The following is a 16,981-nucleotide window of genomic DNA, read 5'->3' as shown; positions in this document are numbered from 1 at the left end:
CGCCGAGGTCGGCGTGGTGCTGGATACCGTCACTCGTATCGCCTCTGAAGGTGTCGCCGTGCTTTACGTCAGTCACCGGCTGGAGGAGATCCGCCGGATCGCGCACAGCGCGACCGTGATGCGCGACGGCGAGATCGTCGACACTGTGGACGTCGGCGACGCCGACACGGGCACGATCGTCTCGCTCATGATCGGCGACGCCGCGCAAGCCGCGCAACGCCCGCCGGAGCGGGATGTCGATCGCGACGCAACGCCGCTGCTTTCTGTGCGCGGGCTCTCGGTGCAGCCCAAGGTGCTCGACGTTTCCTTCGACGTCTATCCGGACGAGGTGCTTGGCATCGGTGGGCTGATGGGTTCCGGGCGCACGGAAGTCCTGCGCGCGATCGCCGGGTTCGATCCGGCCTCGGCGGGCACGATCAGCGTGGAGGGCACCGAGGTCGTTCGCCCCACACCCACGGTGATGAAGCGCCTCGGCGTCGGCATGACCCCCGAGGACCGCAAGGACGAGGGTGTGGTGCCGCTGCTGGGCGTCGACGAAAACCTCGTGCTCTCGAAGTTCTCCGCCGTCAGCTCCGGGCCCACCGTGCGGCCCGGCCGGGTGCGCAGGGCCGCGCAACGACTCATCGGACGGCTGTCCATCGCCACCCCCTCCGCCCGCACGCCAATCGTGAACCTCAGCGGAGGCAACCAGCAGAAGGCCGTCATCGGCCGCTGGCTCCACGCAGGCAGCCGGATCCTGCTGCTCGACGAGCCGACGCGCGGCGTCGACGTCCAGGCCAAGGCCGAGATCTACCGCCTCGTGCGGGAACTGGCCAAGCGCGGAGCCGCGATCGTCTTCGTGTCCGGGGAGCTTGAGGAGCTTCCGCTGGTGTGCGACCGGGTACTGACCCTGCGGGACGGTCGCGTCGCCGCAGAGCTGAGCGGGCGCGAGCTGACAACCGATTCCGTGCTCTCCGCCGCGATGGCGGCCTGAAACCCTCGACAAGGAACCAGAAATGACAGCTACCCAGACCGCGCCGGCGCAGCGTCGCGACCGCGTGGGCAGACCCTTCGCAGGCCGTTCGCTCAACGAGATCGGGTTGATCGCCGCGATCGTCGTGCTCTACATCGTCCTCGGCAGCACGGCGGCGGGATTTCTGAGCCTGGACAACCAACTCGGCATGCTGCGCAACGCGGCCACCGTCGGTATCGCCGCGTGGGGCGTCACCCTCGTGATCATCGCCGGCGAGATCGATATCAGCATCGGCCCCGCCGTGGCGTTTTCCTCGGTGCTCGTCGCCAAGGGCGCCGCCGAATGGGGCCTCGGCATCGCCCCGGCGATCCTGCTGACGCTCGTCGCCGGCGCGGCGTGGGGAGCGCTCGCGGGCTGGCTGCGGGCCCGCTTCGACGTGCCCTCGTTCATCGCCACCCTCGGTATCTGGAGCGCGCTCGGCGGCCTCGGTCTCTACCTGACCGACGCGCTGCCCGTGGTGCTTCCCGAGAGCGGGCTGATGGACACCCTGGGCGGTTCGATCCTCGGCATCCCGACGCCGGCGATCGTCATGGTGGTGCTGTTCTTCGTCTTCGCCTACGTGGCCCGCTACACCGGTTACGGCCGCTCCGTCTACGCCGTGGGCGGCAATGCTCCCGCGGCGCGGATGGCCGGCATCAACCTGGCCAGGGTCCGGGTGCTGCTCTTTGCGACCACCGGCGTGCTCTCGGCCATCACGGGTGTGCTGCTGGCGGCGCGCCTCGGTTCGGGCAACGGCGGTGCGGCGTCCGGCCTTGAGTTCGACGTGATCGCCGCGGTCGTCATCGGCGGCACGGCGCTCGCCGGCGGGCGCGGCACGATGCTGGGCACGCTGCTCGGCGTCGTCTTCATCACCGTGATCAGCAACGGGCTGGTGCTGCTCGGCGTCAACTCGTTCCTGCAGAACGTGATCCGCGGTGTGATCATCGTGGTTGCCGTGCTGGTCAACGTCGTGATCACGAAGCGGGCCCGCGCGACGAGGGAGACTTAATGAGCGTGACGAGAGGAGAGATCGCCGTGGGCACCGACGTCATGACCGGTGTGTACCTGCCCGGAGACTCGACCGCCCTCCTGCGCGAGCTGCCCGTGCCGGTACCGGGGCAGGGGCAGGTGCTGATCGAGGTGGGTGCCTCGGGAATCTGCGGCTCCGACATCGGCTACATCTACCACGAGCACAAGGGACACCGCGGCGTCGACGGCCCGGCGTACCGCGGCGTCGTGGCCGGGCACGAGCCCTCGGGCCGGATCGTCGCGACCGGCCCCGGATGCCGCCGCTTCGGCCCCGGCGACCGCGTGATCGTCTACCACATCGCCGGGTGCGGGCTATGCGACAACTGCCGTCGCGGTTACTTCATCAGCTGTAGCGCGCCGCAGCGGGAGTCCTACGGCTGGCAGCGCGACGGCGGGCACGCCCACTACCTGCTGGCCGAGGAGTCCACCTGCGTGCCGCTGCCCGACGAACTGTCCTATGTGGATGGTGCGCTGATCGCGTGCGGCTTCGGCACGGCCTACGAGGGCCTGCGCCGGATCGGCGTCAGCGGCGATGGCGACCTGCTCGTCGTCGGGCTCGGCCCGGTGGGACTGGCCGCGGGCATGATCGGCAAGGGATTGGGCGCCCGGCGCGTCGTCGGCGTCGAGGTATCGCCGCAGCGGCGCGCGTGGGCCGACGGGCTGGGGGTGTTCGACGCGACCCTCGCTCCCGAGACCGGCGCGGAGGCGACGGCGGCACTCGTCGGCGACGTGCTGGGCGCGCCGGGTGCGCTCACCACCATCGACTGCTCCGGCTCGCGGGCCGGCCGGTCCACGGCCATCGCGGCCGCCGCCGAGTGGGGCCGCGTCTCGTTGGTCGGGGAGGGCGGCACGCTCGAAACCGAGGTGTCGGACGCGTTGCTGCACAAGCAATTGACGCTCTATGCCTCATGGGTCACATCGCTGCCCGCGATGGCGGAGCTGGCAGTGCACCTCGCATGCTGGGGACTGCGCCCGGAGCGCGTCGTCAGCGACCGGTTCCCGCTGGCGAAGGCCGACGAGGCCTACCGGCTCGCCGCCGGGGCCAGTCGGGGCAAGGTGGTCCTGCTGCCGTCGGAGGAGTCCGGCTCGTGATCGAACGCCAGGACGGCACTCCCGAGGTGTGGTGGCTCGCCAACGACGGGCTGCGCCTCGGGATCGTACCCGAGCTCGGCGGCAGGCTGCTGTCTCTGTCCGGAAAGGACGGACGGGAATTGTTGTGGCGCAACGATGATTTGCTCACCGACGACCTGCGATTCCGGGATGGGCACCTCCACCGGCCGGTGTCGGGCGGACTCGGCGACTGGGTGAACTACGGCGGCGACAAAACCTGGCCGGCCCCGCAGGGCTGGGCCGGTGCCGACCAGTGGGCGGGCCCGCCCGACCCCGTGCTCGACTCCGGCGCCTACACGGTGACCACCGAGGAGCGCGCCGATGCCGCAGTCGTGACGCTCACCAGCGGTGACGAGCCCCGCACCGGGCTGCGGCTGGGGCGCCGGTTCGAATTGCGGCGCGGCGAGAGCGCCTACCGGCTCACGCTGTCCGCGCGAAACACCTCCGACCGAGACGTGCGCTGGGCACTGTGGAACGTCACCCAGCTAGCCGCCGACGGCGAGGGCGGCACCCTCGTCGGCGGGCCGGAGCACGTGACGAAGCTGCTCGCGGGCACCGGCTACCCGAAGTGGGAGCAGCGGGGCGCGGCGACGTTCATCCCGCACCAGGACGTGGTGGGCAAGCTCGGTTTCCCCGCCGCGACGGGCTGGCTCTCCCACACCGGCGGCGGCTCGACCCTGACGCAGCGGTTCACCGTCGATACCGGCGCCGAGTACCCGGACCGGGGCTCGCGCGTGGAGGTGTGGCTGGAGCACCCGCTGCCCGAGCCACTGGCGGAGTTGGGTGAGCTGAACCCGCCGGCCCGCATCGTCGAATGCGAGGTGCTCGGCCCGCTCACCACGCTACCTCCCGGCGAGGAGACGACGATGACGATCGACGTGGAGGTGAGCGCATGCACGGCTTGAACGGCAAGGTCGCCGTGGTCACCGGTGGGGCGCAGGGGATCGGTGCCGCGACCGCCGAGCGGCTGGCCGCCGACGGCGCGGCGGTCGCCGTGCTCGATATCGTCGACACCGCCGCGACCATCGCGCGGATCAGCCAGGCAGGTGGCCGGGCCATCGGCGTGTACTGCGACGTCAGCTCCGAGACCGCATGGGCACAGGCGCTTGAGCGGTGCCACGCGGAGCTGGGTGCGGTGGACGTGCTCGTGAGCAACGCCTACACCGTCGATGTCCTGCCCGCCCACGAGACCAGTGTCGCGTCGTGGGAACGTCAGCTGTCGGTGAACCTGACCGGCACGTTCCTCGGCTTCACCGCGTGTCTGCCGGACCTGTCCCGGGAACGCAACGGTGCGGTGGTGCTGACCTCGTCGGTGCACGCTCTCGTCGGCCTTCCGGGGCGGCCCGCCTACGCCGCGAGCAAGGCGGGACTCACGGGCCTGGCGCGGCAGCTCGCCGCCGAATACGGGACGGTGCTGCGGGTCAACTCCGTGCTGCCCGGCCCGGTGCTCACCGCGGCGTGGGACGGTATCGGCGAGGACGACCGGCGCCTGTCCGCGGCGCAGACCGCCGTGAAAAGGTTGGGGGAGCCGGCCGAGGTCGCGGCGGCCATCGCCTTTCTGGCAAGTGACGACGCCTCCTTCATCACCGGTGCCACGCTGACTGTGGACGGTGGCTGGAGTGTGTACAAGACCTCGTCGTGATGGGGATCGAAGAAGCAAGGAGGAGCGCAACATGAGCGGCTACAGCGGCCGTGGGGTGCACGGGCAAGTAGTGGCCGCGCTCGGTGCGCGCATCGTGTCGGGCGAGCTCGGCGGGGGAGACGTGATCGACCTTGCCGCGCTCGGCCGCGACCTGGAGGTGAGCATGACCGCGCTGCGCGAGGCCATGAAGGTGCTCGCCGCGAAGGGACTCGTGGCTGCACGGCAGAAGCGCGGCACCTACGTGCGCGACCGCGAGCACTGGAACCTGCTCGACAGCGACGTGATCCGCTGGCGCAGCGAGGCGGGCGACACCGCCGCCGTGCTGCGCGACCTCGCCGAGGTTCGCGCCGTCGTCGAGCCTGCGGCCGCGTCGATGGCGGCGCTGCGCCGCGACGAGCACGACATGGCCGAGCTCGACGCCGCGCTTGCCGCGATGGCCGACGCCGTGGGGCAGGGCGCCGCGGCCGAGGTGGCGGCGGATTTGCGTTGGCACCGCGCGATGTTGCGGGCCACGCACAACGAGATGCTTGCCAGGATGGACGTGTTCATCGAGCCCGCGCTGCGCCTGCGCGACGCGCTTGTGCACGAGACCGACGCCGACGACCCGGTGCCGAGCCACGCCGACGTGGTGGAGGCGGTGCGCAGGCGCGACCCCGAAGCGGCCGCGGCCGCGGTGACCTCGTTGCTGGACAAGGCCGCCAAAGATGCCGCCGGGGTACTCGGAACCAACGACGACACCGAAGAGAAAGCGACAGTCAGCGAGTGAAGATCACTTCCGTAGAGACGTTCCTGGTGCCGCCGAGGTGGCTGTTCTGCCGGGTTGCCACCGACGAGGACATCGTCGGCTGGGGCGAGCCCGTGGTGGAGGGCAGGGCCGAGACCGTCCGCGCCGCCGTGGCCGAGCTGGCGGACATCGTGGTCGGGCAGGACGCCCGGCGCGTCGAGGACCTGTGGCAGCTCATGACGAAGGCCGCCTTCTACCGTGGCGGGCCGGTGCTCTCCAGCGCCGTGGCCGGAATCGACCAGGCGCTGTGGGACATCCTCGGCAAGTCGCTGGGCGTGCCGGTGCACCAGTTGCTCGGCGGCGCGGTGCGCGACGAGGTGCGCGTCTACGGCTGGATCGGTGGCGACGAGCCCTCCGCGGTGGGCGAGGCGGCGGCGCGGCAGGTGGAGAGCGGGCTCACCGCGGTGAAAATGAACGGCTCGGGTCGCATCGGGCGCATGCCCACTCGCGAAGAGGTCGACGGCGTCGTCGCGCGGCTGGCGGCCGTGCGGGAGGTGATCGGCGATTCCCGGGATGTAGCGGTGGATTTCCACGGCCGCTTCGGTGTCGCCGCAGCACGCCGGGTGATCCCCGAGCTGGCGCCGCTGCAGCCGCTGTTCGTGGAGGAGCCGGTGCTGCCCGAATACGTGCACCGACTCGGCGATGTCGTCGCTAGCAGCAGCGTGCCCATCGCCTGCGGGGAACGCCTATACTCGCGCACCGAATTCCTGCCCGCGCTGCAGGCCGGGATCGCCGTGGCGCAGCCGGATCTCTCGCACGCGGGCGGTATCTCCGAGGTGCGCAGGATTGCCGCCCTCGCGGAGACCTTCGACGCGCTGCTCGCCCCGCACTGTCCACTCGGGCCGCTCGCGCTCGCCGCCAGCCTGCAGGTCGCCTTCGCGACTCCCAACTTCCTGATCCAGGAACAAAGCATCGGCATCCACTACAACACCGACGCGGAACTGCTCGACTACGTCGTCGACCGCACGCCGTTCGCGTTCCCCGAAGGCGCCATCCGCCGCTGGGAGGCGCCCGGCCTGGGCGTGGAGATCGACGAGGCCGCGGTACGCGCCGCCGACGCGCGCGGACACCGGTGGCGGCCGCCGGTGTGGCGTCACGACGACGGCTCGTTCGCCGAGTGGTGAAGCGGGAAGAGACGGCCGAGACGCTGGTGGCCTCCGGTGTGCGGTTCCTGGCGGTTTCGCCCACCCCAATCTGCCCGCGCGACTCGCGAAAGCCGAATTCGATCTGCTGAGGAGGGAGCGGCGTTGCGATGAACGAGAACTGGACGGCGTGGCCGGGGGAGCGGTTCGCCCTCGGCGAGGGCCTGCGCCGGACCGGCGACCGGCTGATCATGGTAGACATCCTCACCGGGCGGCTGCTGGTGGTGCCCGAGGACGGCGAACCACGCGTGCTGCTCACGCTCGCCGAACCGCTCGGCGCCGTGGCGCCCCGGCCCGGCGGCGGCTGGATCGCCGCAGCCGGAACGGGCATCGCGATTCTCGGCGACACCGGTATAGAACACTGGCTCGCCCGCCCCGAGGACGGTGCCGCCACGCCGATGCGCATGAACGACGGCGTCACCGACCCGTACGGCCGGTTCTGGGCCGGGTCGATGGCCTACAACAACGCCCCCGGCGCCGGGTCCCTGTACCGCGCCGACCCGGACGGCACGGTCACCCGCGTGCTCGGCGAGCTCACCGTGCCCAACGGCCCGGCCTTCGACGCCGACGGCACGACGATGTATCTCGCCGACAGCGCGCGTGGCGTGATCCACCGCTTCGCGGTCGACCCGGCCAGCGGCCAGCTTGGGGGGCAGACCGATTTCGCCGTGGTCGAGGAAGGCAGCCCGGACGGCATGACGGTCGACGCGGAGGGGTTCCTGTGGTCGGCCATCTGGGGCGCGGGCCAGGTGCGCAGGTACGCGCCGACGGGCGAACTCGACCGCGTCGTCAACGTTCCCGCCGTGCAGCCGACGAGCATCTGCGTCGTCGGCGACCGGCTCGTGGTCACCTCGGCGACGGTCGGCCTAGCCGCACCCGGAGCCCTCGACGGAGCCGTCCTGTCGAGAGCGCTCTAGAGAAAGAGTGTTGCAAAAGTGGTTTGCTCTTTTCTCCCTGGCGGGAGGCCCGTTCCGGTGCGGGTAACGGAACCTCAAACGCCGCCGGGCTCCGGGAGCGCGACTTGCTTAGGGGCCCGCGCAGCGGGGTGGGCGGTTTCGCGAAATCGTCGCAGCCCGGACGGTGCGGTCGGGTTCAGCGGCCGGTGATGCGTCGGCCACGCAGCTGGTCAGAGTGCGGCTCATTTCAGGTCGGCTTCGGTGGCGACGAATTGGCCGATGGTGTGGCCGTTGTCGTCGGAGACTTCGACCTCGTAGTTGCCGTCGGGGTAGCACTCGACGATATAGCCGACGGCTCCGGCAGGAACGTTGTCCTCGTCGAGGAACTTGTCGGTGGTGATGCGGACCCTGCTGTAGAGCTCCAGCATGATGGCTACCTCGTGAATCCCGTGAAGGGCGTATTGAGTTTAATGGATCCGTCGGGCAGCTTCATCCAGCCGCTTTTGAGGTAGCTCACCTTGCCGGCTGCGTCCCCGACGCCGTGCAGTTCGATCTCGCTGCGCTGGCTTCAACGTAGTTGCTCACCAGCGAACGCAGCTTGGCATGCAGGCCATCGCGACCTGATCCACGCCAAACCCCCAGTAACCTACTGCACCGTGATCGCCCAGCGAGTGAGCCTCACACAACACCACGATTCACGACAACCTATTCGATCAAGTTCACACCCAGATCCACCCAACAAGACCAACTAACGACGAGGAGGAAGCCGACCACCACCGCGGCCGGCAACCTCAGCTTGAAGAAGCTGACCAAGACGGAACGCTGCAAGCTCCACACCGTTCTCGTCTCGTCACACGTGCTGCTTACGGTCCGCGAAGCGCTCGCGGTGGCACCGGGCATCACCGCTGTCAGAGCGAGCGCGTTGCGACATTCCCGCACCGACGCGTTCGGGGAGCACGCGGTGGACGTGGTGATGGCCGCGCGCTTCGACCGCGCCCGCCTAGCGGCAGTGCGTTGGGACAGCACCGAGGCGAACATCATCGTGCAGGAAGCCGCCACCGGACTCGTGGTCAACCTCAAACGCACTACCCATAGCTACACGGCGAGATCGAATGCGGCGTAGTCTGTTTGGAATTCGGCGTTCCGGCCGGGGAAGCCCGACGTTGTTGCGTGCTCGTCATTCTCTTCCGGAGGCATGGGTGACGAACGTGTAACGGGATTCTCGCAAGTGGTTCCGGTGCGCGGGAGACGACGTACACGAACCATTTACCGACGACCATTTCGGTGCAATAGCCGCCTCGTACCTTCGGGTCATGCACTCATCGATGCTGTCGTCGCCGGGAGTCGAACCCCCTTCGGATCCCGCTATTGCCGCCTATTGGCACGGTTTCTGGATCGCTGCCGTGGTGATCGTGGCGGTGGTCGCTCTGGTCGTCACCATCATCACCAAGGTGAACCGGATCGAGAAGCAAGCCGCCATGACCGTCGTGCACCTGTCCGCGGGGAAGGAGGCCAGCAGTCCGTTCGAGGACCTGGTCGAGGCGAACGTCCACCTGCGCGCCCTGCTCGTACCGCGGCCTTCCACGGCGACCCAGGCGGGGGGTGTTTCGTGATGAATCCGGCCGCATCGCAGGTCGGCGTGCTGTGGGCCGTCTCGGTCGGGGTGGGGTTCGTGGTGCTCCTGGTCGTCATCGTCCTGGTGCACCTGCTGCTGAAATCGGTTCGGGCTCTCGACAAGAGGGTTGACCACGTTTGGTCCGCCGCGGTGGGGTTGTTCGTCCACACCTTGACCGCCGCCCCGCAATTGAGCTCGGCGGCGCGCAACGTCGCCTCGTTCGAGCGAGATGCGCAAGCCACCACCGATCCGACTGTGCGGACTGCGACGGGGCGGGGCAAATGAGCGAAACCTTGCTGGTGACGGGTTCGGTCGTGGTGATCGCGGCGCTGGCGGCCGTCTTGAGCGCATACCTCTACCTCATCGGTTCGGTCGTCGGCCACATCGCGGAAACCCTGGCGGAAAAGGTCGAGCCAGGGGCGCGTGAAGTCGGGGAGCACGTGGCCGCGATAGGTCCGGCGGCGACCGAATTGCGCCGACGCTTGAGCGTGCTCCGCCAATCGCGGGCGGCCGCGAAAAATGCACCGACGAACGCGGAATGAGGAGCTGGCAGTGAGCACCGGACAAACCCTCTACGAAGAAGTGGGCGGAAAGCCCGCGGTGAAAGCGATCGTCGAGAACTTCTACGACCGGATCCTGGCCGATCCGAACCTCACGAGGTTCTTCGAGGGCAAGGACATGAAGCGGATCAAGAGCCACCAGCGCGCGCTGGTGACGGTCGCACTCGGCGGTGCGTCGGAGACCTACACCGGCAAGATGATGGGGCCCGCCCACGCCGGGCTCGCCATCGACAGCGGCTCGTTCGACCGGGTTCTGCAGCACCTCGCGGATGCGCTGACCGCACGCGACGTGCGACCGATCACGGTCGAGAAGGTGCTCGCCATCCTCGAAGCGCTCCGCAAGGACATCGTGCAGGCACAACCGGTTCTGGGCCAATGAGGCCCTCCACCGTGTGTCCGCGCCATCGGCGGGGCGCTTGCCTGCTCAGGGGCGCGGGCGTCAACTCGGTCAACAACGAGCGCCCGCAACTCGGCCTGCTGCCCGGAATCTTCTCCACGAACCATTGACGAGGTTGACTGATGTCCACATTCCTGTGGTGGATCGGCGACGGCATTCTCATCCTGGTCGTCTTCCCGATCGCCGTGCTGCTCCTGCTGAGGATCATCAGGGGACTTTCGGCCGCGAACCGGGCGATCGTCAGCATCGGCAGCTTGTCCCGGGAGATCACCCAGTCGCTTCCCCAGGCGGTGGGCGAGATCTCGGCGATGGCCGAGACGGCGGATGCGCTCCGCCGGGACTGAGGAACGCGACGAGAGAACAGGAACAACTACCATGCCTTTGACCGGAGTAGTTCTGCTAGTCGCCACGGCGCTGCTGGTGGGAGCGTTGGCCGTCGGACTCGGGGCGATCATCGTCCTCCTCGCACGGATCAGCCGATCGCTGGCCAACGCGTCGCACAACCTCGGGTTGATCCCGGAACAGTTCGGCCCGCTCGGTCCGGCCGTGTTGAAGTACACCCGTTCGCTCGCCGGGCTCCGCGCGGAAGCCGACAGCACACAGGCGATCGACCATAGCTGACGTGGAAGTGGCCAAGACCGCGTGGCAGGGTTGGCGTTGTCGCGCGAGATCGGCGTTCCCTCCTTCCCCGAGGTAGTGGAGGTGTTCACAGCCCGGCTCTTTCGCTGTGAGCAACGGTTTTTGCGATTGTCACAGTGGCCTTAAACGGGCGCAACGCATGCTTACTACTAAATACGCATGGGGCACTCCAGAATTCGAAAAACGGCACGGCGTCCGCACCTGCGCCCGTTCGCAGTGTTCGGTCCGCCATTCGGCGGAGGGATCGCCGAGGGGCGGCCGAGATGGCGGTGACCTCGGCCTCCGATGGTCGCGAAATCCCGCCACTGAGCGGCTTCGCGATCGGTGTGACCGCCTCGCGCCGCGCCGAGGACCTTGGCGCGCTCTTCATACGTGAAGGAGCGCGAATACAGTACGCTCCGGCCATCAGGTTCCTGCCGTTCGCCGAAGCCGCGGAGCTGCACGCGGCGACGCGCCGGTTGCTGCGGGAACGCGTGGATGCCGTCGTCGCCACCACCGGTATCGGATTTCGCGGATGGATGGAGGCCGCGGATGGCTGGGGGCTCCGGGAGCCGCTGTTGCGTCGGCTTCGCGGCGTGCAGGTGCTCGCCAGAGGGGAGAAAGCGAGGTTCGCGGTATGTTCCGCCGGGCTGCAGGAGCAGTACTCGCCCGCATCGGAGAGCGCCGCCGAGATGGTGCGGCATCTGCTGGAGTCCGGTGTGGACGGTCGACGGATCGCGGTGCAGCTGTGCGGATCAGCACTGCCGGACGTCGTGACACCATTGCGCGAGGCGGGTGCGGAAGTGGTCGAGATCCCGGTCTACCGGTGGGCCGAGCCCGCTGATCCCGGTAAGCTGGACCGGCTGTTGGACGCGGTGCTCGAAGGCTCGATCGACGCCTTGCCGTTCACGAGCGCACCCGCTGCGAAGAGCATGTTCGCGATGGCCGAGCGCACCGGGCGCCACAGAGCCGTGGTGGACGCCCTGAAGTCGAGAGTCGTGGTGTCATGCGTCGGACCGATCACCGCACGACCGTTTGCCGCATTGGGAATTCCGACGGTGGCACCCGCACGGAGCCGCGTGGGAGCACTGGTCAGGGTGACCGTGCAGACCCTGCGGAGGCATACGACGCACATCGACGCCAACGGAACGAGCCTGGAACTGCGTGGCCAAGCGGTCGTCGTGGACGGCCGGCTGCTTGAGACCACGCCGGCTCAGATGGCCGTACTGCGGGCACTGGCAACGCGACCGGGGTGGGTGATCTCCCGCAGTGCGCTCGCCGCCGTGCTTCCCGGCGGTGGCCAGGAGCACGCCGTGGAAAGCGCGATCAGCAGGTTGCGGACCAAGTTGGGCCGGCCAGGGCTGGTGCAGACCGTGACCAAGCGCGGGTACCGGCTGGCGGTGCCCCCTGCTTCGCGAGCGTAGCCACCGATGCGTGGGAGCCGTGGAAGGAAACCGAGGCATTTCACGTCGTGGCCGGCCTCCGGGCCAGACCCAGCGGGCTTCCCTCGGCCAGTTCCCGAACCGTGACCCGGTCGAGCGACGCGAAGAACTCCTCCTGGGCCGTCCGCAGAGCGTCGCGCAGCCTGCACCCCCGCAGGAGAGGGCACGGCGGATCGTCCGTGCAGCCGACGACGTCCCCGACGCCCTCCAACTCGCGCACGATCCAGCCGACTGACGTGTTCCGGCCGAACGAAGTGAGCGCCAACCCGCCGTTGCGGCCGCGTCTGGCGTCCACGATCTCCAGGTGCTGTAGCCGGCTGACCGCCTTGGCAACGTGCGAATACGGCGCCCCGACGGCGACAGACACCTCCCTGGCGGTGATCAGTTGCGCGCTGTGCGATTGCGCGAGCCGGAGCACCACGCGCAGCGCCAGGTCGGTGAACTTCGTCAAACGCACGCCAGCACTGTGCAAAAGCGGAATGTCAGCTGCGTGTTTGTCCGATGACGTCCCTGTGACGTCTGCAATTCGTCCGGAGGTGCACTGCGTACCGACAGCGCGCCGTTTCCTTATCACGAAGTGGAAGTAGTGCCTGGAGCTCGCGTCAACTCCCGGATGCGCCGCACATTCACCAGCCAGTACACGGCGACAACCAGGGCGGTGCTGAAAAGGAACACCGCGGTGAACGTTTCGGTGCCCCAGGCTCCGACGCCCCGCGTGAGTATCCACAGCACCGGCATCCAGATCCACGCGGCCACGACGTGCCGGATGAACGCTCGTGGTCGGTGCCCGGAGGTATGCCGGTACCACATCGTGCCGACAAAGCTGCTGGTGATGCCCCACAGGAGGCCGCCCAGGACGAGCGGAAGAGGCAGCGCGCCGAGCGGTTCCAGCCCCGCCGGTACAAGCCATTTGCTGTTCACCAAGCCCTTGAGCGGAGCGAGCACCCAGAATTCGAGCATGACGGTGGGGAAGAAGACGAGGAACAGGGAGAGCACGATGCACCGACACCAACCCGGGTCAGCCGTGATCGAACTAGCGGTCTCCGGGGCAGCGGTTTCAGGTTCCACAGCACGGGCTGGCGTGCTCGAGTCCGATGGTCCGCTGGCCCGCGCGACCACCTCCTCCTGGGCGGTCGACGGTGTGGGTGGACGGGGTGGCTCCTCGGCCTCCGGCGCTGGCGTGCCCGCTCGCCAGGGGCCGGACAGCGTCCGGGCGATGTAGAGGTCGCCTTGCAACTCGCTGCGCATGTTGGGGGTCTGCTCGGGATGCGCAGTCCTGACGTGGTCGTAGATGTAGTCGTACAGTTCTTGCACGGTCACGCGGCCGTCGCCGTTCGCGTCTGCGTTGCCGGTGCCGAGTCCTTCCACGAGCGCGTTGGTGAACACCGAGGATCCGGGCGGGCCGAACTGCTGGATCGCATCGGCCTCGTAGGCGTACTCCATCGCCGAGGACGCTGTGATGATTGCCCGGCCATGGCCCTGCAGTGCGTCCACCACGTCGACGGTCTGCGTACCGCGAGAGACGAATCCGCGTGCGAAGGCCCCGCTGAAGCAGCAATCCACCATGATGACGACCCGCTTCGACCGGGAGCGGTTGATCTGGTCGAGCACGAAGCTGGCCGGAACACCGGTTGCCTCCAGCAGGTCGGTCTCGGTGTCGTGCATGGCCAACACGATCTCGCCGTTGGTGTCCTTGACGCCGTGGCAGGCGAAGAACAGCAGGAGGAAGTCGTCCGGCGCCCGGTTGTGGAAGAACCGCGAGAGCGCCTTGGTTACCTCGTAGTGCGGCCGGTTCACTAGCCTGTCGACCTGGAAGTTGCCGATGTTGTCGGCGCTGAGCAGGCCGCTGAGGCGCCAGAGGTCGACCTCCGGCGAGCGCAGGTGCCGCAACGTCGGGTCGGTGTAATCGTCGCAGGCGACGAGCAAAGCCGATTTGACACCCATCGTCCTCACCTCGCCGCGGTAGCAGCGATGAAGTGCTCGACCAAGCGTTCCCGCTCCTCCGGCGAAGCGTCGGTGAGCACGAGTTCGGCATCGCCCACCACCAGCTTGAGCTGCCGCGACCGAGAGCCCATGCGACCGAACCACTGCGCCGCCGCCGACACGACGGCACGCAGGACTTCCGGTGATAGCAGCACGAGAAGAGCGTCCGGCTCGATGCCTGCCCACCCCCGCGAGGACGCCGGAGGGTCGGCGGCGGGGACGACTTCCACATCCGCTACGTCGAGTTCGAGGAGCTCCGCGCGAAGTGCGCGGGTCAGGTTTTCGAGTTCCTCGGGGTCAGCGTCGTCGTCCGCGACGTTGACCAGGAGGCTGGTGTTGTCGCTCATGTCCACTCCCCGCTGCAAGGGAGAGTCGCGTCGAAATTGTTCCTAGGCGTCGGAGACGGAAGCCTCGATCGGCGCTGGACGGCCACGAACGCACTCGCATCGCCCCGTAGCCGTCGATACGGGGCTCCGACCCGACCTCAACGCTCCTACGGGCCCAGCTACCCGGCAACGGAAAAAGGTCCTCGCCTTCGCGCCCGCTTCGCGGGGAGGTCAGCGCGGCACCGGGCCGGGACGCCGCACACGCTCGGGGTGTTGCGCACCAACGGCGGGCGGCGGAGTTCGAGGGTGGCCGGACCCAGGCCCGCGGCTTGGGGGCGGTCAAGACCGCGCGTGTCGGTCAGAGAACGAGCCTCCAACCCCCGGCCGAGAGGGCAGGGCGGGGTAGTGGGCGACGAGCCCGTGCTTCTCAACAGGCGGCCACAGCGCGCAGTTCACCTGGCGGTCAGGGTGTGGCGAAGCGCTCGGCAAGGGCGCGTAATCCGGTGGCAAAGATGCCGTCGCGGAAGGACCCGACCAGTTCGTCGGCGTCGGAAGCCTCGCAATCGAAGACCACCGACCAGCCCACGAACGCTTCGCCGGTGGTGGTCAGCGGCAGGACCCGCACGGTCGCGCGATAGAACCGCACGGCGTAAGGGGATTCGACGATGTCGTAGGTCAGCGACCTTTCCTGGTCATCCATCGCGACGAGCGTTTCCACCACGGTTGCGCCGTCGGACATGATTAGGGAACGGACGCTGCCGACGCGGTCGGACGCGTCCCCGGCACGCAGGTCGCTGCGGGCGACGGCGGGTTGCCAGTCCGCCAGGCCGCCGAAGTCGCGGACCGTGCGCCACACCGTTGCGGCCTCGGCAGGGATGACTGCGCTGGCAAAGGTTTCGGGCATCGGTGTTCTCCGTATTCGAGTGGGGTGCGGTGACCGCAGGTAGGAAGCGGTCGTGCCGTCGACGCTAGGAACGCTGCGGCTGTCGGGGGAGGGTGTGGTGCACCCACCTCCGAAGCCGGCGAGGGCTACCGTGGCTCAGCGACACCTGCGAAAGCCAAAGGATCTCGGCAATGGCGGATGGTAAAGGTTCGGAGCGGCGGCGTCCGACGCTGCGCAGCCCCCTCGTCGCCTTGGCCGTCGACGAGGTGTCGTCGGGTGGCACCCTTGCCGTCCCGATGCTCGCGCGCGGCGAGCTGACGCCGACGCAGGTCGTCGACCTCGGCAAGCTCGGCATCGACCGGATCGTTGACCAGGGCACGCTGGGGGCGCCGCATGCGCCGCGCGACCTCAGTCGGACGCTCCGACCGTGCTGGTCGCCCTCCGAACAGAGCTGTTGCTTCGCTCGACGGCCGGCGTGCGGCACCTCCCGGTGGACGACTTCTTCCTCCGGGCCGAACGGCCCGATCTCCGCCCGGGCGAGTTCCTGAGCGAGATCGTCGTGCCGGCGCACGGCGGCGACTGGGCCGCCGGCTACTACAAGCTCAAGTTCGCCGAGTCCTCCTGGCCGGTGGTCACGACGGCCTGCCTGCTCCCACCCCCGAGCTCCCGCTTGTCGTGAGAGGTCGTGTTGGGCGGCGTCGCCGACGTGCCACTGCGCATCCAGCTATCGGGCATACCGGTACCGGACCTCGACCGGACCACGATCGACCGCGTCATCGCCGACCGGCTCGCCGCGCTTGCGCCCGAGCGCCGCTGGTCCGACCTGCGCGCCGGATCTGCGGGACATCGTGGTCGTCAACACCTCGGCTGGCGCCCTGCTCGGTCTCGTCGGGCTGTACCTGCGGCGCACCCTTCCCGAAACCAACGCGTTCGTCCAGCACGCCGGCTCCGCTACCCGACGCCGCTCCACTCGCGAGCTCCTGCGCGGCCTGGCCGAAAACCGCACCAGCCTCGCCCGCATCCTGGGATTCAGCCTCGCCAGCACGGTCGTTTACTACACCTGGGCAATCGGCATCTCCAGCTTCGCGATCGCCAGCAAGGGCGTCCCCGCCGCGCCGGCCATGTGGTCCACTGTGGTCGCCCACCTGTTCTTCATGGCCACTCTGCCGCTGTGGGGCAAGCTGTCGGACCGGTTCGGACGCAAGCCGGTCTTCCTCACCTACGGCGTGGCCTTCCTGGTGCTTTCGTTCCCGCTGCTGCTGGGCGTTACTGGCTCCGCGCTGCGGCTGGCGCTGGTCCTGATGATCGCGCTGTTCTTCCTGGGCGCCTTCGTGGGCATCATGCCGGCCTATTTCGCCGAGTTGTTCCCGACCGCGGTGCGCGCCTCGGGCATCGGGGTGCCCTACTCCTTCGTCGTCGCGATCTTCGGTGGCACCGCGCCATACGTGCTGACCTGGCTGACCAGCAAGGACCTCAGTGGGCCTTCGCCCTCTACATGGTGGTACTCGTCGCCGTCGGTGTGGTGACCACGTTGCTCACCCCAGAAACCAAGGCAAAGGATCT

The 16,981-nt window shown here is 68.6% G+C and carries 24 protein-coding genes; 18 read left to right on the top strand and 6 right to left on the bottom strand.

The window, feature by feature from the left end; all coding sequences use genetic code 11:
* Positions 1-118 precede the first annotated feature (118 nt).
* The 8 genes from BJ970_RS40385 (at position 119) to BJ970_RS32095 (ending at position 7,615) form a co-directional block, all read left to right on the top strand.
* Positions 119-973: an ATP-binding cassette domain-containing protein gene (locus BJ970_RS40385; protein WP_446689111.1), complete on the top strand. Its 855-nt coding sequence runs from the start codon at positions 119-121 to the stop codon at positions 971-973.
* Positions 974-1,079: 106 nt separating this feature from the next.
* Positions 1,080-2,000 carry an ABC transporter permease gene (locus BJ970_RS32125; RefSeq protein WP_246471915.1) on the top strand — a complete coding sequence of 307 codons (921 nt, stop codon included), beginning with the start codon at positions 1,080-1,082 and terminating at the stop codon, positions 1,998-2,000.
* A complete protein-coding gene (locus BJ970_RS32120; RefSeq protein WP_221468337.1) occupies positions 2,000-3,112 on the top strand; it encodes a zinc-dependent alcohol dehydrogenase family protein in 1,113 nt (370 codons plus the stop codon). The genes BJ970_RS32125 and BJ970_RS32120 overlap by 1 nt, the downstream gene beginning before the upstream one ends.
* On the top strand, positions 3,109-4,035 hold the full coding sequence (locus BJ970_RS32115) for a DUF4380 domain-containing protein (protein WP_184731213.1): 927 nt from the start codon (positions 3,109-3,111) through the stop codon (positions 4,033-4,035). Before BJ970_RS32120 ends, BJ970_RS32115 begins: the two co-directional genes overlap by 4 nt.
* The gene (locus tag BJ970_RS32110) at positions 4,023-4,772 is read left to right on the top strand and encodes an SDR family NAD(P)-dependent oxidoreductase (RefSeq protein WP_184731211.1); all 750 of its coding nucleotides are present in this window, start codon (positions 4,023-4,025) and stop codon (positions 4,770-4,772) included. The genes BJ970_RS32115 and BJ970_RS32110 overlap by 13 nt, the downstream gene beginning before the upstream one ends.
* 31 nt (positions 4,773-4,803) lie before the next feature.
* On the top strand, positions 4,804-5,538 hold the full coding sequence (locus tag BJ970_RS32105) for a FadR/GntR family transcriptional regulator (RefSeq protein ID WP_184731209.1): 735 nt from the start codon (positions 4,804-4,806) through the stop codon (positions 5,536-5,538).
* Entirely contained in the window at positions 5,535-6,680 is a 1,146-nt protein-coding gene (dgoD, locus tag BJ970_RS32100) for a galactonate dehydratase (RefSeq protein ID WP_184731207.1), read from the top strand. The genes BJ970_RS32105 and dgoD overlap by 4 nt, the downstream gene beginning before the upstream one ends.
* A gap of 128 nt (positions 6,681-6,808) precedes the next feature.
* Positions 6,809-7,615 (top strand): SMP-30/gluconolactonase/LRE family protein, encoded by an 807-nt coding sequence (locus tag BJ970_RS32095; RefSeq protein WP_184731205.1) that lies wholly within the window; start codon positions 6,809-6,811, stop codon positions 7,613-7,615.
* A 221-nt stretch (positions 7,616-7,836) separates the two neighbouring features.
* Here BJ970_RS32095 and BJ970_RS32090 read toward each other — a convergent pair whose 3' ends face one another.
* Positions 7,837-8,022 (bottom strand): DUF4926 domain-containing protein, encoded by a 186-nt coding sequence (locus BJ970_RS32090; RefSeq protein WP_184731204.1) that lies wholly within the window; start codon positions 8,020-8,022, stop codon positions 7,837-7,839.
* 368 nt (positions 8,023-8,390) lie between these two features.
* Here BJ970_RS32090 and BJ970_RS32085 point away from each other — a divergent pair, with 368 nt between their 5' ends.
* From BJ970_RS32085 to BJ970_RS32050, 8 genes are all read left to right on the top strand, one after another.
* A complete protein-coding gene (locus tag BJ970_RS32085; protein WP_184731203.1) occupies positions 8,391-8,717 on the top strand; it encodes a hypothetical protein in 327 nt (108 codons plus the stop codon).
* Positions 8,718-8,907: 190 nt separating this feature from the next.
* Complete coding sequence (locus BJ970_RS32080; RefSeq protein WP_184731202.1) at positions 8,908-9,207, top strand: hypothetical protein; 300 nt, start codon at positions 8,908-8,910, stop codon at positions 9,205-9,207.
* Positions 9,207-9,494, top strand: a complete 288-nt coding sequence (locus BJ970_RS32075; protein ID WP_184731199.1) for a hypothetical protein — start codon at positions 9,207-9,209, stop codon at positions 9,492-9,494. The genes BJ970_RS32080 and BJ970_RS32075 overlap by 1 nt, the downstream gene beginning before the upstream one ends.
* Entirely contained in the window at positions 9,491-9,751 is a 261-nt protein-coding gene (locus BJ970_RS32070; RefSeq protein ID WP_184731197.1) for a hypothetical protein, read from the top strand. The genes BJ970_RS32075 and BJ970_RS32070 overlap by 4 nt, the downstream gene beginning before the upstream one ends.
* 10 nt (positions 9,752-9,761) lie before the next feature.
* Positions 9,762-10,148: a group I truncated hemoglobin gene (locus tag BJ970_RS32065; protein ID WP_184731195.1), complete on the top strand. Its 387-nt coding sequence runs from the start codon at positions 9,762-9,764 to the stop codon at positions 10,146-10,148.
* Between the two features lie 140 nt (positions 10,149-10,288).
* Positions 10,289-10,510, top strand: coding sequence for a hypothetical protein (locus tag BJ970_RS32060; RefSeq protein ID WP_184731193.1), 222 nt, complete (start codon positions 10,289-10,291; stop codon positions 10,508-10,510).
* A gap of 31 nt (positions 10,511-10,541) precedes the next feature.
* Positions 10,542-10,787, top strand: coding sequence for a hypothetical protein (locus tag BJ970_RS32055; protein ID WP_184731191.1), 246 nt, complete (start codon positions 10,542-10,544; stop codon positions 10,785-10,787).
* Positions 10,788-11,068: 281 nt separating this feature from the next.
* The gene (locus BJ970_RS32050; protein WP_184731189.1) at positions 11,069-12,208 is read left to right on the top strand and encodes a uroporphyrinogen-III synthase; all 1,140 of its coding nucleotides are present in this window, start codon (positions 11,069-11,071) and stop codon (positions 12,206-12,208) included.
* 40 nt (positions 12,209-12,248) lie between these two features.
* Here BJ970_RS32050 and BJ970_RS38465 read toward each other — a convergent pair whose 3' ends face one another.
* From BJ970_RS38465 to BJ970_RS32025, 5 genes are all read right to left on the bottom strand, one after another.
* Positions 12,249-12,683, bottom strand: coding sequence for an RrF2 family transcriptional regulator (locus BJ970_RS38465; RefSeq protein ID WP_184731187.1), 435 nt, complete (start codon positions 12,681-12,683; stop codon positions 12,249-12,251).
* Between the two features lie 113 nt (positions 12,684-12,796).
* A complete protein-coding gene (locus BJ970_RS38460; protein WP_184731185.1) occupies positions 12,797-14,170 on the bottom strand; it encodes a caspase family protein in 1,374 nt (457 codons plus the stop codon).
* A gap of 5 nt (positions 14,171-14,175) precedes the next feature.
* A complete protein-coding gene (locus tag BJ970_RS32035; protein ID WP_184731183.1) occupies positions 14,176-14,556 on the bottom strand; it encodes a hypothetical protein in 381 nt (126 codons plus the stop codon).
* 442 nt (positions 14,557-14,998) lie between these two features.
* Positions 14,999-15,439, bottom strand: coding sequence for an SRPBCC family protein (locus tag BJ970_RS32030; protein WP_184731181.1), 441 nt, complete (start codon positions 15,437-15,439; stop codon positions 14,999-15,001).
* 125 nt (positions 15,440-15,564) lie between these two features.
* Positions 15,565-15,813 (bottom strand): hypothetical protein, encoded by a 249-nt coding sequence (locus BJ970_RS32025; RefSeq protein WP_184731179.1) that lies wholly within the window; start codon positions 15,811-15,813, stop codon positions 15,565-15,567.
* A gap of 32 nt (positions 15,814-15,845) precedes the next feature.
* Here BJ970_RS32025 and BJ970_RS32020 point away from each other — a divergent pair, with 32 nt between their 5' ends.
* Together BJ970_RS32020 and BJ970_RS32015 are read left to right on the top strand one after the other, a co-directional pair.
* Positions 15,846-16,097 carry an FAD binding domain-containing protein gene (locus BJ970_RS32020; protein WP_312864574.1) on the top strand — a complete coding sequence of 84 codons (252 nt, stop codon included), beginning with the start codon at positions 15,846-15,848 and terminating at the stop codon, positions 16,095-16,097.
* A 118-nt stretch (positions 16,098-16,215) separates the two neighbouring features.
* Positions 16,216-16,944: an MFS transporter gene (locus BJ970_RS32015; protein ID WP_221468336.1), complete on the top strand. Its 729-nt coding sequence runs from the start codon at positions 16,216-16,218 to the stop codon at positions 16,942-16,944.
* The last annotated feature ends 37 nt before the right edge of the window (positions 16,945-16,981 follow it).

This window comes from Saccharopolyspora phatthalungensis (assembly GCF_014203395.1).
GTDB lineage: Bacteria > Actinomycetota > Actinomycetes > Mycobacteriales > Pseudonocardiaceae > Saccharopolyspora > Saccharopolyspora phatthalungensis.
The sequence above is the reverse complement of the archived record's forward strand: the minus strand, read 5'-3'. Positions and strand labels throughout refer to the sequence as shown.

Coding starts and splice junctions, on each gene's coding strand:
- BJ970_RS40385 (WP_446689111.1), top strand. CDS start 119: ATGCGCGACGGCGAGATCGTCGACACTGTGGACGTCGGCGACGCCGAC.
- BJ970_RS32120 (WP_221468337.1), top strand. CDS start 2,000: ATGAGCGTGACGAGAGGAGAGATCGCCGTGGGCACCGACGTCATGACC.
- BJ970_RS32110 (WP_184731211.1), top strand. CDS start 4,023: ATGCACGGCTTGAACGGCAAGGTCGCCGTGGTCACCGGTGGGGCGCAG.
- BJ970_RS32105 (WP_184731209.1), top strand. CDS start 4,804: ATGAGCGGCTACAGCGGCCGTGGGGTGCACGGGCAAGTAGTGGCCGCG.
- BJ970_RS32095 (WP_184731205.1), top strand. CDS start 6,809: ATGAACGAGAACTGGACGGCGTGGCCGGGGGAGCGGTTCGCCCTCGGC.
- BJ970_RS32090 (WP_184731204.1), bottom strand. CDS start 8,022: ATGCTGGAGCTCTACAGCAGGGTCCGCATCACCACCGACAAGTTCCTC.
- BJ970_RS32080 (WP_184731202.1), top strand. CDS start 8,908: ATGCACTCATCGATGCTGTCGTCGCCGGGAGTCGAACCCCCTTCGGAT.
- BJ970_RS32075 (WP_184731199.1), top strand. CDS start 9,207: ATGAATCCGGCCGCATCGCAGGTCGGCGTGCTGTGGGCCGTCTCGGTC.
- BJ970_RS32070 (WP_184731197.1), top strand. CDS start 9,491: ATGAGCGAAACCTTGCTGGTGACGGGTTCGGTCGTGGTGATCGCGGCG.
- BJ970_RS32060 (WP_184731193.1), top strand. CDS start 10,289: ATGTCCACATTCCTGTGGTGGATCGGCGACGGCATTCTCATCCTGGTC.
- BJ970_RS32055 (WP_184731191.1), top strand. CDS start 10,542: ATGCCTTTGACCGGAGTAGTTCTGCTAGTCGCCACGGCGCTGCTGGTG.
- BJ970_RS32050 (WP_184731189.1), top strand. CDS start 11,069: ATGGCGGTGACCTCGGCCTCCGATGGTCGCGAAATCCCGCCACTGAGC.
- BJ970_RS38460 (WP_184731185.1), bottom strand. CDS start 14,170: ATGGGTGTCAAATCGGCTTTGCTCGTCGCCTGCGACGATTACACCGAC.
- BJ970_RS32035 (WP_184731183.1), bottom strand. CDS start 14,556: ATGAGCGACAACACCAGCCTCCTGGTCAACGTCGCGGACGACGACGCT.
- BJ970_RS32030 (WP_184731181.1), bottom strand. CDS start 15,439: ATGCCCGAAACCTTTGCCAGCGCAGTCATCCCTGCCGAGGCCGCAACG.
- BJ970_RS32025 (WP_184731179.1), bottom strand. CDS start 15,813: ATGCGGCGCCCCCAGCGTGCCCTGGTCAACGATCCGGTCGATGCCGAG.